This window comes from Microbacterium aurugineum, assembly GCF_023101205.1.
Lineage (GTDB): Bacteria > Actinomycetota > Actinomycetes > Actinomycetales > Microbacteriaceae > Microbacterium > Microbacterium aurugineum.
The window spans coordinates 559,927-575,947 of the sequence record NZ_CP078078.1 but is presented as its reverse complement, the minus strand read 5'-3'; the positions used below and the strand labels follow the sequence as shown (position 1 = coordinate 575,947).

The 16,021-nt window shown below is 68.1% G+C and carries 14 protein-coding genes; 4 read left to right on the top strand and 10 right to left on the bottom strand.

The features are described from left to right. Positions 1 to 7: 7 nt before the first annotated feature. The 5 genes from KV397_RS02740 to KV397_RS02720 form a co-directional block, all read right to left on the bottom strand. A complete protein-coding gene (locus tag KV397_RS02740) occupies positions 8 to 760 on the bottom strand; it encodes an ABC transporter ATP-binding protein (RefSeq protein ID WP_131492300.1) in 753 nt (250 codons plus the stop codon). Further along, positions 750 to 1,490 (bottom strand): ABC transporter ATP-binding protein, encoded by a 741-nt coding sequence (locus tag KV397_RS02735; protein WP_131492331.1) that lies wholly within the window; start codon positions 1,488 to 1,490, stop codon positions 750 to 752. Before KV397_RS02735 ends, KV397_RS02740 begins: the two co-directional genes overlap by 11 nt. Positions 1,491 to 1,510: 20 nt before the next feature. Beyond that, on the bottom strand, positions 1,511 to 2,536 hold the full coding sequence (locus KV397_RS02730; protein WP_047524434.1) for a branched-chain amino acid ABC transporter permease: 1,026 nt from the start codon (positions 2,534 to 2,536) through the stop codon (positions 1,511 to 1,513). A 73-nt stretch (positions 2,537 to 2,609) separates the two neighbouring features. After that, positions 2,610 to 3,494, bottom strand: coding sequence for a branched-chain amino acid ABC transporter permease (locus KV397_RS02725; protein ID WP_047524433.1), 885 nt, complete (start codon positions 3,492 to 3,494; stop codon positions 2,610 to 2,612). Positions 3,495 to 3,504: 10 nt separating this feature from the next. Then, complete coding sequence (locus KV397_RS02720; RefSeq protein WP_197055682.1) at positions 3,505 to 4,740, bottom strand: amino acid ABC transporter substrate-binding protein; 1,236 nt, start codon at positions 4,738 to 4,740, stop codon at positions 3,505 to 3,507. Between the two features lie 127 nt (positions 4,741 to 4,867). On the opposite strand from KV397_RS02720, the gene KV397_RS02715 reads away from it, so the two are divergent. After that, complete coding sequence (locus KV397_RS02715) at positions 4,868 to 5,881, top strand: LacI family DNA-binding transcriptional regulator (protein ID WP_261812111.1); 1,014 nt, start codon at positions 4,868 to 4,870, stop codon at positions 5,879 to 5,881. Positions 5,882 to 5,981: 100 nt separating this feature from the next. On the opposite strand, the gene KV397_RS02710 is transcribed toward KV397_RS02715, so the two are convergent. The 3 genes from KV397_RS02710 to KV397_RS02700 all read right to left on the bottom strand — a co-directional run bounded on the left by KV397_RS02710 (position 5,982) and on the right by KV397_RS02700 (position 9,693). After that, complete coding sequence (locus KV397_RS02710) at positions 5,982 to 7,484, bottom strand: arylsulfatase (protein ID WP_047524431.1); 1,503 nt, start codon at positions 7,482 to 7,484, stop codon at positions 5,982 to 5,984. 86 nt (positions 7,485 to 7,570) lie between these two features. Further along, positions 7,571 to 8,464, bottom strand: coding sequence for a formylglycine-generating enzyme family protein (locus KV397_RS02705; RefSeq protein WP_261812651.1), 894 nt, complete (start codon positions 8,462 to 8,464; stop codon positions 7,571 to 7,573). A 74-nt stretch (positions 8,465 to 8,538) separates the two neighbouring features. Beyond that, positions 8,539 to 9,693 (bottom strand): ROK family transcriptional regulator, encoded by a 1,155-nt coding sequence (locus tag KV397_RS02700; RefSeq protein WP_261812110.1) that lies wholly within the window; start codon positions 9,691 to 9,693, stop codon positions 8,539 to 8,541. A gap of 123 nt (positions 9,694 to 9,816) precedes the next feature. Here KV397_RS02700 and xylA point away from each other — a divergent pair, with 123 nt between their 5' ends. The 3 genes from xylA to KV397_RS02685 all read left to right on the top strand — a co-directional run bounded on the left by xylA (position 9,817) and on the right by KV397_RS02685 (position 13,542). Continuing rightward, a complete protein-coding gene (gene xylA / locus KV397_RS02695; protein WP_131492297.1) occupies positions 9,817 to 11,007 on the top strand; it encodes a xylose isomerase in 1,191 nt (396 codons plus the stop codon). Positions 11,008 to 11,014: 7 nt separating this feature from the next. Then, a complete protein-coding gene (xylB, locus tag KV397_RS02690; protein WP_261812109.1) occupies positions 11,015 to 12,319 on the top strand; it encodes a xylulokinase in 1,305 nt (434 codons plus the stop codon). A gap of 230 nt (positions 12,320 to 12,549) precedes the next feature. Further along, positions 12,550 to 13,542, top strand: coding sequence for a DUF559 domain-containing protein (locus tag KV397_RS02685; RefSeq protein ID WP_261812108.1), 993 nt, complete (start codon positions 12,550 to 12,552; stop codon positions 13,540 to 13,542). A gap of 41 nt (positions 13,543 to 13,583) precedes the next feature. Here the strand turns inward: KV397_RS02685 and KV397_RS02680 are convergent, their stop codons facing one another. Continuing rightward, positions 13,584 to 14,501, bottom strand: coding sequence for an aldose 1-epimerase family protein (locus KV397_RS02680; protein ID WP_261812107.1), 918 nt, complete (start codon positions 14,499 to 14,501; stop codon positions 13,584 to 13,586). Continuing rightward, the gene (araA, locus tag KV397_RS02675) at positions 14,501 to 16,015 is read right to left on the bottom strand and encodes an L-arabinose isomerase (RefSeq protein ID WP_047524425.1); all 1,515 of its coding nucleotides are present in this window, start codon (positions 16,013 to 16,015) and stop codon (positions 14,501 to 14,503) included. Before araA ends, KV397_RS02680 begins: the two co-directional genes overlap by 1 nt. Positions 16,016 to 16,021 lie beyond the last annotated feature (6 nt).

Sequence of the window (16,021 nt, the reverse complement as noted above, 5' to 3'; positions counted from 1 at the left end):
AAGGGCCTCAGCCCGCGTCGGTGACCGAGGGCTTGCCGCCCAGGTACAGAGCGGCGAGTGTCGGATCTGCGAGAAGCTCGGAAGCCGGACCGGAGATGTGCACGCGACCGAGATCGAGGACACAACCGATGTCCGCGGTCTCGAGCGCCCTCCGCGCGTTCTGCTCCACGAGCAGCACGGCGGTGCCGGCATCGCGCATCCGCACGATCTGCTCGAACACCTTCTCCGTGGTCTTGGGATCGAGTCCCATCGACGGCTCGTCGAGCAGCACCACCTTGGGGCTGACCATGAGCGAGCGTGCGAACTCGACCTGCTTCTGCTGACCCCCGGAGAGGAGACCCGCGAGCTGCTTCCACCGTTCCCCGACGATCGGGAACAGGTTCTGGACGAACTCGATGCGCTCCTGGATGACCGTCTGGTCCTTCAGCGTGAACGCACCGAGCATCACGTTCTCGCCGACCGTCATCTCACGGAACACACTGTGCCCCTGGAGGACGTGTGCAAGCCCGTGACGCAGCATCGACTGCGGTCCTTCGCCGGTGATGTCGCGGTCATCGACGCGGATGCTTCCGGACCGCGGCTTGAGCATGCCGCTGGCCACCTTGAGCACCGTCGACTTGCCCGCTCCGTTCGGACCGACCAGACAGACCACCGACCCGGGCGGCACCTCGACCGTGAGACCGCGGAGCACGAGGGCCGCACGGCCGTATCCGGCCTCGATGTCGCGCAGCTCGAGCAGATTCTTCGCTTCAGACTCCAAGGTAGGCCTCCAGGACTCGGGGGTCTTGCTGGATGATCTCCGGGGTTCCCTCGGCGATCTGGCGGCCGCGGTCGAAGACCACGACGTGGTCGCACAGGCTCATGACCATCTCCATGTTGTGCTCGACGATGATGAACGTCTTGCCTTCTTCGTTGAGCTCGCGCACGAGCGTGGCGATGCGGCCGATGAGCGCGGGGTTCACCCCTCCGGCGGGTTCGTCGAGCATGATCGTGTCGGGCTCGCCCATGAGCACACCTGCCAGCTCCAGGAGCTTCTGCTGTCCGTAGCTGAGGTTTCGCGCCTCGGCGTGCTCGAGGTGGTCGATTCCGACGCGTCGAAGCCAGTTGCGCGCCCGCTCGAGCTCCTCCGGATCGTGCGCCGAACGGAGCTGCTGACGGATGTTCGTGCTGCGCACCGCGACGAGCAGGTTCTCCATCACCGTCATGCGCGGGAACACCCGGCACAGCTGGAAGCTGCGCCCGATGCCGGCGCGCGCGATGCGGTCGGGCGACTTGCGCGTGATCGCCTGCCCTCGGTAGCGCACCTCTCCGGAGTCGGGTTTGATCATCCCGGTCACGCAGTTGAAGAAGGTGGTCTTGCCCGAGCCGTTCGGCCCGATCAGACCGTTGACCTTGCCTTCCTGGAAAGTGACCGTGGCGCCGTCGACCGCGGTGACGCCGCCGAACGACTTCGTCATCGAGACCGTGCTCAGGCTTTCGAGTGTGGTCATGGGCTGAGCCGTGGGGGCGTTCATGACGACGTCTCCTTCGTCGAAGCATCCGCTGTTCGCGTCTTGTTCTGCTCGAGCAGCTCGCCGGCGGTGACCTCACGGATCGAGGCCGCGTTCGACGAGCGAGTGAAGAGCCCCTTCACGGCCGGGATGATGCCGTCCGGCATGAAGAGCACGACGATGCCGAGCAGGATGCCGGTGGCGATGAGGTGGAACTGCGTGTCTCCGAACTCGAGCTTGAAGTACTCGAGGGCGACCCCGACCACGACAGCGCCGAGCAGCGGGCCGAAGAGGTTCCGCACCCCGCCGAGCAGCGCCATGAGCACCATGTAGGAGCCGATGAGGATCGAGAACTGGAAGATCGGATCCAGGTCGCCGAACCACAGCGCGTACAGACCGCCTCCGAGCGCTACGAAGAGCGCGGACAGGACGTAGGCGATCAGCTTGTACCGCGTGGTCGGAACACCGAGCGACTGCGCCTTGTCCTCGTCTTCGCGGACCGACTTGAGCGCTGTGCCGAACTTGGACCGATCGATGATCCACCACACCACCAGCGCGAACGCCAGGAGTCCCGCGAACAGGTAGTAGAAGATGCGGTGGTGCTCCGGCCGCAGAACGTCGAACGGACGCGGGACGTTCAGGCCCTCGGATCCACCGGTCACGTCGCGCCAGCTCTGGAACACCAGAAGCATGATCAGCACGAAGGCGATCGAGACGATCACGAAGGACGCACCGCGGACGCGAAGGGCGGCGATGCCGATCGGGATCGCGATGATCGCCACGACCACGGCTGCCACGATCCAGGCGAGGAATCCGGGAAGGTCGAGGAACTTGATCAGCAGACCGGTGCCGTAGGCGCCGAGCCCGAAGTACGCGGCGTGTCCGAGGGAGATGTATCCCGTGAACCCGCCCATGAAGTTCCACCCCGTCGACAGCACGGCGTAGTTGAGGATCACCACGCCCGCCGAGAGGATGTACGGGTTCGGGGCGATCGTGGGGAAAGAGAGGACGAGCGCGGCTCCGACGACGAGGAGGACGAGTTTCACCCACGTCGTCGACCTTCTCCGCACGGGAGCGGGTGGCGCGATCACGACCGTCTCGGTGGCGATCGGCTCTCTGCTAGAAACGCTGGGCAAGACGACCTCCGAAGAAACCTTGCGGACGGAACATGAGCGTGGCGAAGAGCGCGACGTAGAAGACCGTCTGCGCCCAGGTCGGCCCCAGCGGAAGCTGGAGCAGGCTCTGCGCGACGCCGAGGATGAGCGCCGCGATCGCGGCACCGGGGATGCTGCCGAGCCCTCCGACGACGATGATCGCCATGAGCGGTCCGATCCAGTGCCAGTGGAGCGAGGGGTAGATCGTGGCATCGAGTGAGAGCGCGGTGCCGCCGATCGCCGCCGTCGCGAGTCCGAGACCGAACCCGTAGCCGGCGACACGATCGGTGTTGATGCCGACCAGCCGTGCGGCTTCCGGATGCTGGATGGTCGCCCGCAGCGCCTGACCGAACTTCGTGTACTTGAGCAGCACGAAGAGGAGAGCGAGGGCCACGGCCGCCAGCCCGAAGGCGATGAGCTTGACCACCGGCACCTGCGCGCCGAACACCTCGAGGCTGGCGCTGGCGTACGGCAGCGGGATGCGCCGCTGGGTACCGGTGAAGAAGAACCCGAGCGCTCCCTCGATGATCAGCGCCACCGCGAACGTGAGCAGCACCGACATCATGGTCAGCGTCAAGGGCTTGAGCCTCGACACCAGCAGCCGCTGCATCACCACACCGGTCACGAAGAACAGGGGCACCGTGACGACGAGCGACACGAGCGGATCGATCCCGGTCTCCCTGTTGAACCACCACGCGAGGTAGGCGGCCAGGATGAGGAAGGCCGAGTGCGCGATCATGACCACGCGCATGATCCCGAAGTACAGCGTGAGCCCGGCCGCCAGGAGGGCGTAGAGCCCTCCCAGCAGGACACCGAGGATCAGGCTTTGCAGCAGCAGTGCTCCACTCACGATGTGCGGATCACCACGTCGGCTTCGGGTAGAGGAACTCGGCTTCCTTGACGTCCTCGGGGAGGACGATCAGGATCTCACCGTCGATCCACTGCTGGATCAGGTGCGCACCCGTGGGCTTGCCGGTCTCATCCCAGCTGAGTTCTCCGACGACCGTGTCGACGGAGTTGTCCCGCAGCCAATCGATGAGCTCCTGCTGGCAGTCCCCCTGCTCGGCGCAGCCGACGGCCTCGACCGCGGCCGCGACGACCTGACCGGTCGTGTAGGCATTGGCTTCGTCCTCGGACGGCGGGTTGCCGTGCATCTCGGTGTACTTCTCGACGAACTCGATGTTGCTGGGGAACTGGGACTTCGGCGAGTACCCCGTGGGGGCGAGGATGCCTTCGGTCGCACCACCGATCGCGGCGGCGAACTCCGGATTCGTCGGAGCGGTCGAGAACGCCGCGAGCTCCGGCTGATAGTTCAGCTGCTGCAGCGCGATGATGAGGTTGACGGCATCCTGATACTGCGTGCCGCCGATCACGATGTCGGCATCCGACTGCGCGATCTTCGCGGCGATCGTGGAGAAGTCCGTGGTGTTCGGCGGGTAGACCTCGTTCACGAGGATCTCGACGCCGGCCTCTTCGAGCTTGTCCCGGAGTCCGTAGGCGGTGCCCTGGGCGAAGGGGTCGTCCATCGCCGCGACCGCGGCCGTCTCCGGCCTCTGGTCCTCAGGAAGGGCCAGCAGATAGTCCGCGAGGTTGTTGTAGTGGTCGTTGGCGATGGCCGGTGCCGCGTAGAAGAGATTGTCGAAGCCCTGCTCGAAGACCTCCTCGGCAGCGCCGGCCGGTTCGACGAACAACATCCCGTACTCCTGCGCGACGCGCGCCGAGGGCACGACCAGTCGTGTCGAGAACGGACCGAACACCAGGTCGACGCCGTCCTGGGCGATCAGCGACTCGTAGTCCGAGACCACCCGGTCGGCATTGGACTGATCGTCGAGGATCTTCAACTCGACCTGACGGCCGAGGAGACCCCCGCTCTCGTTCACGATGTCGCGCCAGGCCTCGTAGCCTCGCTCGACACCCTTGCCCGGTTCGGAGAAGTCGCCGGTGAGCGGCAGCGAGATGCCGATGACGATGGGATCGTCCGAGCCACCTCCCTCCGCCTCATCGCCGGGGGCCGAGCAGGCCGAAACCGTGAGCGCGGCGATCGACAGCGTCCCGATCGCCGCAGCGATCCGTCGACCGTGTCTGGGTGCAGTCATCCGAGTCTCCTACGTCATCGTAGCGAAAGCGCTTTCGTAAGCGCTTCCGCCACTATAGTGGGATCGAAGAACGAAGAGCAACCTACCTCGCAATCAGCGTTGATCTTGCTCCACAGGGGGAGGTTTCGTGAAGCGTGAAGGCGCGCCACGACTCATTGATGTGGCCGAAGCCGCAGGGGTCTCCCTCGCGAGTGCGTCGCGGGCGATGACGGGCGGACCGGGGATATCGCCCGAGGTCGCCGAACACGTGAGAACGGTCGCCAATCGGCTCGGCTACGAACCGAACATGCACGCGCGAGGACTCGCCGGCGGCCTCGTCCCGACGATCGGCCTCGTCGTGCACGAGATCGGCGACCCCTACTTCTCGGACATCGCGAGCGGTGTGATCCGCAGCGCGACGCTCGAGAACCGCTCCGTGCAGATCGCACAAGCCGACCGCACGCCCGACAGCGAGCTCGCTCAGGTCAAATCCCTGCTGCGCCAGCGCGTGGGATCCATCATCATCGCCGGCTCCGGCTACGCCGACCACCGCCGCGAGCTAGGCATGTCCGAAGCCCTGTTGGACTTCACCCTCGCCGGTGGCCGCGCCGCTGTCATCGGTCGACACCACCTTCCGGTCGACGCCGTGCTCCCCGACAACCACCGCGCCGGTATCTCCGTCGGCCGTCACCTCGCCGAGCTGGGACACCGCCGCATCGGCGTCGTCGCCGGGCCCCTGGACCTCAACACGGTCGCCGACCGCATCGCGGGTCTGCGCGAAGGCACCGCCGACACCGACGTCGAACTCACCGTGGTCTCGCAGGAGTTCACCCGGGAGGGCGGCATCGCGGGGGCCAGAGACCTACTCGATCGGGACGTGACGGCCATCGTCGGCCTCAACGACGCCATGGCCATCGGCATTCTCAGCGAACTGCGCCAGCACGGCACCCGCGTGCCGGAAGAGATGTCGGTGGTCGGCTTCGACGACATCGCCGTCGCACCGGATGTCGCGCCCGCGCTCACCACCGCGCGGATCCCGATGTTCGAGATGGGGCAGCACGCGGTCTCGCTCATCCTTCGCCCGGCGAGCGATGAGGCCCGTACGATCACGACCGCGCACGAGCTCATCATCCGTCAGTCCTCCGGCCCGCCCCGGAACTGACCCCCGCTCCGCCCCACTCCGGTCGCTCCGGTCGCGATATGACAGCCTCCGGGCCATTTCTGGCTGCCATATCGCGACCGGAGCCTCGCGGGAGGGGGGCTTAGGAGCTGCCGGCGGTCGACGCCTCCAGCTTCTCCATGACCTGGTTGATCGTGAACGACGCCGATTCCTGCCGGGCCGGGAATTCCGCGAGGGTCTGCAGCATGCGCGCCACATATGCCTGCGCCGGCACGAACAGGAAGATCCGGTCGAGCACCCAGTCCCAGTAGGTGTTCGACGTGATGTCCGCCCGCTCGTAGGGATCCGTGCGGAGGTTGAACAGCTTCGGGAATCGCAGCTCGATGTACGGTTCCTGCCAGATCTGCAGGGTCCCGGAGGCGCGCTGCTCGAGGAACACGAGCTTCCAGTTGTCGAAGCGCAGTGCGGTGAGGTCGCCGTCATCCGAGACGTAGAAGAAGTGTCGGCGCGGACTCTGATCGACGGCACCGGTGATGTAGTCGAGCTGGTTGTTGCCGTCGAGGTGCACCGTGAACTCGGTCCCGTGCAAGTCCGTGCCCGACTTCAGCCGCTCCGCGATGTCCGTATCGCCGACAGCCGCGAGCAGGGTCACGAACCAGTCGTTGTGGCTCACGATCCCGTTGAGCGTCGTCCCGGCGGGGATGTGACCCGGCCAGCGGACCATCGCGGGCACGCGGTAGGCGCCCTCCCAGTTCGAGTTCTTCTCGTTGCGGAACGGCGTCATGCCGGCGTCCGGCCAGCTGTTCATGTGCGGACCGTTGTCGGTGGAATACATGACGATCGTGTTCTCGGCCAGCCCCAGCTCATCGAGGAGGTCGAGCAGACTGCCCACGACGCCGTCGTGATCGATCATCGTGTCGTGGTACTCCGACTGCCAGCGTCCCGCCTGCCCCTTGCTCTCTTCCTTGGTGTGGGTGCGGAAGTGCATGTGGGTGGAGTTGAACCAGACGAAGAAGGGGGTGTCGTCGTCTGCCTGCGTGCGGATGAAGTCCGCCGCCGCATCGCGGAACTCCTCATCGACCGTCTCCATGCGCTTCTTGGTCAGCGGTCCGGTGTCTTCGATCCGTTGCGTTCCGTCGGCGTTCGCCCAGCTGTGGAGCACACCGCGCGGGCGGAACTTCTCGCTGAAGCCGGGGAACTCCTCGTCGGTCGGGTAGTCCGGGTGCTCGGGCTCCTCCTCCGCGTTGAGGTGGTAGAGGTTGCCGAAGAACTCGTCGAAGCCGTGCGCGGTGGGCAGGTGCTCGTCTCGATCTCCGAGGTGGTTCTTGCCGAACTGCCCCGTGGCGTAGCCGTGATGCTTGAGCGCGTCCGCGATCGTGGGGTCCTCGGGCTGGAGGCCCAGCTTCGCGCCGGGCATCCCCACCTTGGTGAGTCCGGTCCGATAGGGGTTCTGGCCGGTGATGAAGGCCGCACGTCCCGCCGTGCAGCTCTGCTCGCCGTAGTAGTCGGTGAACTTCACGCCCTCATCGGCGATCCGATCGATGTTCGGCGTCCGATAGCCCATCAGACCGTCGGAGTACGTGCTCAGGTTGCTGATGCCGATGTCATCGCCCCAGATGATGAGGATGTTGGGCTTCTCGGCCATGGGTGACTCCTTGCTTCAACCGGTGAGAGGGGGCGGATGCCCTCGGTCGAAGCCAAACAGGTCCACGGGCCGAAACCCAGGACGCCTCACTCGGAGCGGGTGAGGCGGAAGCCGATGTGCGACATCCCCGTGTCCTCCGCCTGCGGCGAGCGCGCGGCAGGCCGGAACCGCAGGCAGTAGTCCGGCGAGCACAGGTGGGATCCACCTTTGAGCACGCGACGAGGGATGCCGGGGAAGCCCTCCTGCGCGCTCGCTGCGGCGAGGAGGTTCGTCCGCTTCCCCGCATCGACCGGGGTGTCGGAGAGACGCAGGTGCCGCGGAGTGTAGAAGTCGGTCGTCCACTCCCAGACGTTGGCGATCATGTCGTACAGGCCGTAGCCGTTCGGCGGATAGGAGCCGACGGGCGCCGTGCCGCCGACACCCTGGTTGTCGTAGGGGAAACGACCGAGCCAGGAGTTCGCTTGGGCGACGCCGCCCGGGTACGGCTCGTCCCCCCACGCGAACGGCGCGCCTTCCAGGCCGCCGCGCGCCGCGTACTCGTGCTCGGCTTCCGTGGGCAGCCGCATCCCGACCCAGTCCGCGTACGCCACCGCGTCCTCGAACGCGACGTGCACGACTGGATGCTGCATCCGGTCGTCGATCGAGGAGTCCGGTCCGAAGGGTCGACGCCAGAAGGCTCCGGGCTGCCAACGCCACCAGTTGCGCCAGTCCCCGAGATTCGTCGGTCCCGACGTCGGCGTGAAGACCATCGCTCCGGGCACGAGGTCGGCAGGGTCGGCGCCCGGAAATGCGGCCGGATCGAGCTCCCGTTCGGCGACGGTCACGTACCCCGTCGCGTCCACGAACTCGGCGTACTGCGCGTTGGTCACCGGATAGCGGTCGATGAAGAACGAGGCGACCTCACGCTCGTGCACCGGGCGTTCATCGGGGTAGAAGTCCTCGGACCCCATCAGGAACGTGCCGCCCGGGATGTGGACCATGTCGCGCGAGTTCGTCACGTGACTCAGCGTAGTGTCCGACTCTCCGCGGCTGCAGGGTGTTCTCGGAGGGGGTGTCAGATGACGCGGGCGGTCGTCCACGCGAGTTCGGCGGCACCCAACAGCAGGCGGTCTGCCGCGAGGGAGGCGGGGAGGATGCGCAGACCTTCCGCGTTCTCGGTCATCGCTCGAGCTGCCACGTCCGCGGCGAAGCCCTCCACGTCGACGCTCGCGAGGAGGGCGAGGAATCCGCCGAGGACGACGACGGAGGGGTTCAGGATGTTGACGGCGTCGGCGATCGCCTGCGCGAGGAAGGCCCGCTGGCGGGAGCACTCGGCGCGGACGGCGTCCTCATCGGCCGCCGCGGCGAGCGCGCTGGCGAGCGTCGCCTCGTCTGCCACCGCGAGACCGAGCGCCGCCAGCAACCGCGCCCTGCTGACGACGTCTTCCAGGACCGCATCGGAGGAGACGTCGACGCGGTTCTGGCCGAACTCACCGGCGAATCCGCCCACACCGCCCACCGGCGCCCCGTGCACGATGATCCCCCCGCCGATGCCGGAGGGGCCGCCGTTGAGGTAGACGAGATCGTCCACGCCCTGGGCGGCACCGAACAGGTGCTCGGCGAGCGCACCGAGACTCGCATCGTTGCCCACCGCCACCGGGAGCCCGGTCGCCGCGGCGATGGATGCACGCAGCGGCAGATCGGTCCATCCCAGGTGCGGCGCATTGCGCACGAGTCCGTCCGCGGCACGCACCAGACCGGGCACCGCCACCCCCACCGCGATCACGCGCATCCCTGCGAGCGCACCGCGTGTCCAGCGGTCGATCACTCCGGCGACGAGGGGCGCCACCTCGTCCGCACCGAGCAGCGAGGTCGACTCGATCCGTTCCCGCACCGCGATCGTGCGCGCGAGGTCGATCGCTGCGATCTCGACCGCGTCGACCTCGGGGTTCACGGCGATCACGACCGTCGTCGGAGCTGCGGCGACCACGGGCGACGGGCGCCCCACCCGGCCCACCGGTCCCGGCTCGCGCTCGACGACCCAGCCGTCACCGGCGAGTTCTGCGACGAGGTCCGCGATGGTCGAGCGGTTCAGTCCGGTCACGGCGGTCAGCTGGGCGCGCGACTGCTCGCCGCCCAGATGGACGAGACGGAGCACACGGGCGAGGTTGCCGGCACGCACCCCGCCGTTCGCGTCCTTGGCGGCGGCGCCCTCCCCGGGTTCGGTCACGTGGTCCTCGCATTCCCGCTCGGTGTCTCAGTCTAGGAGGCTGGACATCCTGCTCTTCTCCGTATAAGTTGCTGTCAACAACATATACGCGCACGCCGCCGTGCGCCCGTGCGAAGGAGCATCATGAGCCTCACCCCGACCCGCGCCGACAAGTTCTCGTTCGGTCTCTGGACCGTCGGATACAACGGCTCCGACCCCTTCGGCGGTCCGACGCGTCCGGCCCTCGACGTCGTGCACGCCGTCGAGAAGCTGGCGGAACTCGGCGCCTACGGGCTCACCTTCCACGATGACGACCTCTTCGCCTTCGGGTCGACGGATGCCGAGCGCCAGACGCAGATCGACCGCCTCAAGGGTGCGCTCGCCGACACGGGTCTCGTCGTGCCGATGGTCACCACGAACCTGTTCAGCGCCCCCGTCTTCAAAGACGGCGGCTTCACCTCGAACGACCGCCAGGTGCGCCGCTTCGCGCTGCGCAAGGTGTTCCGTCAGCTCGACCTGGGCGCAGAGCTCGGTGCGCGCACGTTCGTCATGTGGGGTGGCCGCGAGGGCGCGGAGTACGACTCGGCGAAAGACGTGCGTGCCGCGCTGGAGCGCTACCGGGAAGCCGTCAACCTGCTCGGCGACTACGTGACCGACAAGGGCTACGACATCCGGTTCGCGATCGAGCCGAAGCCGAACGAGCCGCGTGGCGACATCCTGCTCCCCACCCTCGGCCACGCGATCGCGTTCATCGATTCCCTGGAGCGCCCCGAGCTCGTCGGCGTCAACCCCGAGGTCGGACACGAGCAGATGGCGGGTCTCAACTTCACGGCCGGCATCGCCCAGGCCCTGTACCACGGCAAGCTCTTCCACATCGACCTCAACGGCCAGCGCGGCATCAAGTACGACCAGGACCTCGTGTTCGGCCACGGCGACCTGCACAACGCCTTCTCCCTGGTGGACCTGCTCGAGAACGGCGGCCCGAACGGCGTGCCCGCCTACGAGGGACCCCGTCACTTCGACTACAAGCCCTCTCGCACGGAGGACGAGACGGGGGTCTGGGACTCGGCTGCCGCCAACATGCGGACCTACCTGCTGCTGAAGGAGCGTGCTGCGGCCTTCCGCGCCGACCCCGAGGTGCAGGAGGCGCTGGCCGCCGCGAAGGTCGCCGAACTCTCGACGCCGACGCTCGACGAGGGCGAGTCCTACGACGCCTTCCTGGCCGACCGCAGCGCCTACGAGGAGTTCGATGCCGACGCCTACCTCGGCGGCAAGGGCTTCGGGTTCGTCCGCCTCCAGCAGCTCGCGACCGAGCACCTGCTGGGCGCCCGGTGATCGGCTGATGGCGCTCGTCCTCGGCGTCGATTCGTCGACGCAGGCATGCAAGGTCGTCGTCGTCGACGCCGAGACGGGAGCGGTGGTGCGCAGCGGTCGCGCCCCTCATCCCGACGGCACCTCGGTCGATCCTGAAGCGTGGTGGTCCGCGCTGACCGCCGCGATCGAGGCTTCCGGGGGTCTCGACGACGTCACGGCGTGGGCCATCGGCGGGCAACAGCATGGGATGGTGGCGCTCGACGCCTCGGGCGCCGTCATCCGCGATGCGCTGCTCTGGAACGACACGCGCTCCGCGGAGGCAGCGGCCGACCTCGTCGCCGAGTTCGGTGCGCAGGAGCTGGCCGAGCGCACGAACGTGGTGCCGGTGGCGTCGTTCACGATCTCGAAGCTGCGCTGGCTGCGCGACCACGAACCCGAGAACGCGGCTCGCGTGGCGGCGGTCGCCCTCCCCCACGACTGGCTGACGTGGCGACTCCGCGGCTACGGACCGGCAGGCGCCGAAAGCGCGCCTCTCGGACCCGCGCTGGATCAGCTCGTGACCGACCGCTCCGATGCATCCGGCACCGGATACTGGAGCCCCACGACCGGAGGCTACGATCGCGAGCTGCTGATCGCAGCCCTCGGACACGACGTCCTGCTGCCGCGCGTGCTCGGTGCGGACGAATCCGTGGAGGATGCGAGCGGTCGCCGGGTCGGGCCGGGGGCAGGCGACAATGCGGCGGCCGCACTCGGACTCGGCGCGGGCCCCGGCGACGTCGTTGTCTCGATCGGCACCAGCGGCACGGTCTTCGCGGTGAGCGCGGAGCCCTCCGCCGACCCGTCCGGCATCATCTCGGGGTTCGCGTCGGCCGACGGCCACTTCCTCCCCCTGGTCTGCACGCTCAATGCGGCGCGGGTGCTCGACGTCACGGCGGCCCTGCTCGGAGTCGACCATGACGAGCTCAGCAGGTTGGCTCTGTCGGCGTCGGCCGGAGCGGCAGGACTCTCGCTCGTCCCCTACTTCGAGGGTGAGCGCACCCCCAACCTGCCCGATGCCACGGCGACCCTCAGCGGTATGACCCTCGCCTCGACCACGCGCGAGAACCTGGCGCGCGCCGCGGTGGAGGGCATGCTCTCGGGGCTCCGCGCAGGACTCGACGCCCTGCGGGAGGCGGGAGTGCCGCTGCGGCGAGCGCTGCTGATCGGCGGCGGGGCGCAGTCGGAGGCCGTGCGGGAGATCGCGCCGCAGGTGTTCGGCATCCCCGTCGAGGTGCCGGCCGCGGGCGAGTACGTCGCCCTGGGCGCTGCCCGTCAGGCCGCCGCGCTGCTCTGACCCGCCCCTCCACGTCCCCGCCCCGTCCTCCACATCCGATCCGCATCCCGTCCTCCACAGCCGATCCGCATCCCGTCCTCCACAGCCGGTTTTGTCGGCGCACGCACCCCACGCTCCGGTCGCGAGATGTCAGCCAATTCGCCTCCCAGAGCTGACATATCGCGACCGGAGGAGGAGCAACCCTGGGGAGAGCCGTCCACGCGGCACGCGTCCGGTGCCAGCGTCGAGGGATGGGACGCACACGAGACCCCCTTCCTCCGAACCTCGGCGACAGTTTCAGTCTGCGAGCCGCACATCGCGCGGGGGTCGGACGAGGCCGACTCAGCGCCGACGATCTGGAGCGCCCGTTCCCGGCCGTACGGCGGCGACTCCCTCCAGACCGCTCAGAACAGCCGGACCCGTACCGACGCCAACGGGATGCGCGTGTCACCGCCGCCCGGGCCTACGCCCACCGCATGCACGAGCGGCAGCACATCAGCCATGAATCGGCGGCTGCGCTCTGGGGTGCTCCCTTGCCCCTGACCCGCACCCTGGAGGGGGCTATCGCGGAGGCGGACGCGCTCGGCGTGCATGTCACCACGATCGGCACGGGCCCACTATCCCGGGTCCGCGGCGTGGTCAGGCATCGCGGGAAGGAGGATCGCACGGCCACGACGCACCTCGAGGGCATCCGTCTCTCGGATCCCGCGACCACCTGGGCCGCTCTCGGTCGACTGCCCATCTTCGATCTCGTCGCACTCGGCGACTACTTCTGCCGCGCCTGGCGCTCCGGTCATGGTCGCCCTACACCGGGGCGGGCACCGCTAACGACGATCGCTGCGCTCGAAGCTGCCCTGAGCTCAGGGCGCCGCGTCGGAATCCGCAACCTGAGGGAAGCGCTCCCTCTGATCCGCGAGGACTCCTGGTCGCCGCGTGAGAGTCGGGTGCGCTGCCTCCTGGTCCAGGCCGGACTGCCGGAGCCCGAGCTCAACGTCGACATCTTCGAGGATGGTGTCTTCCTGGCCTGCGGTGACCTCGTCTACCGCCGACACCGGGTGCTCATCGAGTACCACGGCATGATGCACGGCGCGCAGTGGGCGGCGGACGTCGAGCGTGCCGCGGCGCTGCGTGCGGCGGGGTGGACGGTGATCGAGGTGACGGCGCCTCTGCTCGCTCAGCCCGAGGTGCTCGTGCATCGCGTACGTGCCGCCCTTCGCTCCGGTCGCGGAATGGCACCGAATTGAGCCGGGAGCCATGCGTTTTCGCGACCGGAGGCCGCTGGACGTTAGATCCCGAAGATCCGCCACGAGGCGGCGTGCGCCTCACCCGGCGCCAGGGTCACCAGGTCGACGCCGGAGTTGAAGGCATCGGGAGGACACGTCATCGGTTCGACCGCGAGCCCGATGCGATGGGTCGACGCAACGGCGGGGGTGTCGGCGGTATGCACCTGCACCCACGGGCACCGCCGGTCCCACGCGATCCCGACGCCCTCCCCCGCAGCTGTCACGACGCGGACCTCCGCGATCTCGTCCGCACGAGCGAGCGAGGTGAACGCGTGGTCGATGAACACATCATCGATCCGCCTCCCCTCGCGGAAGTCCCATTCCGGGTGCTCCGTCACGGACTCCACGGTGACCGGGCTCAGCCGCTCCGGGGTCACCGTCAGAACCTCGGATGCCGGAAGGGTGAGCGTCCAGTCATCCACGCGTCCGGGCCCGGCCACGAGGTAAGGATGCGGTCCGGTACCCCACGGCGCCGTATCCGGACCGAGGTTGCGCGCCGCAACGGTCTGGTGCAGTCCATCGGCATCGAGGCGATAGTCGACCTCGACCTCGATGCGGAACGGGTAGCCGGCCTGAGGCTCGATCACAGCGGCCAGTGAGACGCGATCCTCGCTTACGAGGCGATCTTCGAACTCCACCCAGACGAGGAGTCCATGGAGGGCTTGGCCGCGCTCCGGTTCGGTCAGTGCCAGCTGGTGCTCGGCACCGGCGAACCGGTAGCGTCCGTCGACGATGCGGTTGGGCCAGGGAGCGAGTGTCGCCCCACGATAGGCCGGGCGCACCTCATCCGCATCGAAGGGGACCACCAGGTCGCGCCCGTCGAACGTCAGCGTCCGGAGAGTAGCGCCGACGCTCGCGATCTCCGCCGCATAACCGTGGCCGGTGAGACGCCGTTGTCGACCGGAGCGAGACGCCACCATCAGAGCCCCTGCGCCAGGCGGTAGTACGCCTGATTCCAGCGCACCTGCTTCTGGAACTCCGGCAGCGTCGTGCTGTCGTCGATCACCAGCAGCTCGACCTCTGCCATCTCGGCGAAGTCGCGGAACGCCTCGATGCCGACCGCGGTCGACATGACGGTGTGGTGTGCGGCCCCCGCCGTCAGCCACGCGGCAGCACTGGTGGTGAAGTCCGGTTGCGGCTTCCAGACAGCACGCCCGACCGGGAGCTTGGGCAGCGCGGCGCGCGGTGGCACGTTCTCGACCACGTTCGCGGTGAGACGGAAACGGTCGCGCATGTCGCTGAGGGCGACGACGACCGCGGGCCCCGGGTCCGCTGTGAAGACGAGTCGCACCGGGTCGTCCTTGCCGCCGATACCGAGCGGATGGATCTCGAGCGTGGGCTTCGCGGTGGTCAGCGACGGCGAGACCTCGAGCATGTGGGCGCCGAGGATCAGCTCGTCGCCGGGCGTCATGTCGTAGGTGTAGTCCTCCATCAGGCTCGCGCCACCGGGGAGACCGGAGCCCATGACGTTGGCGATGCGCACGAGCACCGCGGTCTTCCAGTCTCCCTCGGCGCCGAAGCCATAGCCCTCCGCCATCAGTCTCTGCACTGCGAGACCCGGCAGCTGCGTCAGGGCGCCCAGATCTTCGAACGAGGTCGTGAAGGCGCTGAAGCCGCCCTCCTCCAAGAAGGACCGGAGCCCGAGCTCGATCGCGGCACCGTCGCGCAGCGAGGAGTGCCGGTCGCCGCCGCGTCGGAGCTCGGGGGCGACCTCGTACAGTTCCTCGTACTCGGCGACCAGCGCGTCGATCTCACCGTCGGATGCTGCCGCGACGGCATCCGCCAGCTCGTTCACACCCCAGGTGTTGACCTGCACGCCGAAGCGCAGTTCCGCCTCGGTCTTGTCACCCTCGGTCACGGCGACGAATCGCATGTTGTCCCCGAAACGGGCGAGCTTCAGATCGCGGGATGCCGCCAGCCCGGCGGCCGCACGCTGCCAGGTGCCGAGCTCCCGGCGCACGCGCGGGTCGGAAGCATGCCCCACGATGGTCTTGCGCGGCACGCCCAGGCGCGTCTGGATGTATCCGAACTCGCGGTCGCCGTGCGCGGCCTGGTTCAGGTTCATGAAGTCGAAGTCGATGTCGGCCCAGGGCAGCTCGACGTTCGCCTGCGTGTGCAGATGGGCGAGGGGCTTGCGCAGGGCGTCGAGGCCGGCGATCCACATCTTCGCGGGGCTGAAGGTGTGCATCCAGGCGACGAGACCGATCACCCGATCATCGGCGTTGGCTTCGAGCGCCGTCCGCTTGATGGCCGCCGCATCCGTGAGCACCGGCTTCCAGACGATGCGCACCGGGATCTCGGCGGACTCATCCAGCAGCCGGGCGATCTCCTGGGACTGCGCCGCGACCTGCGCGAGCGTCTCGGGACCGTAGAGATGCTGGCTGCCGGTGAGGAACCAGACTTCGTAGCCGTCGAGCGAGGTGGTGAGAGCCATGGGGCG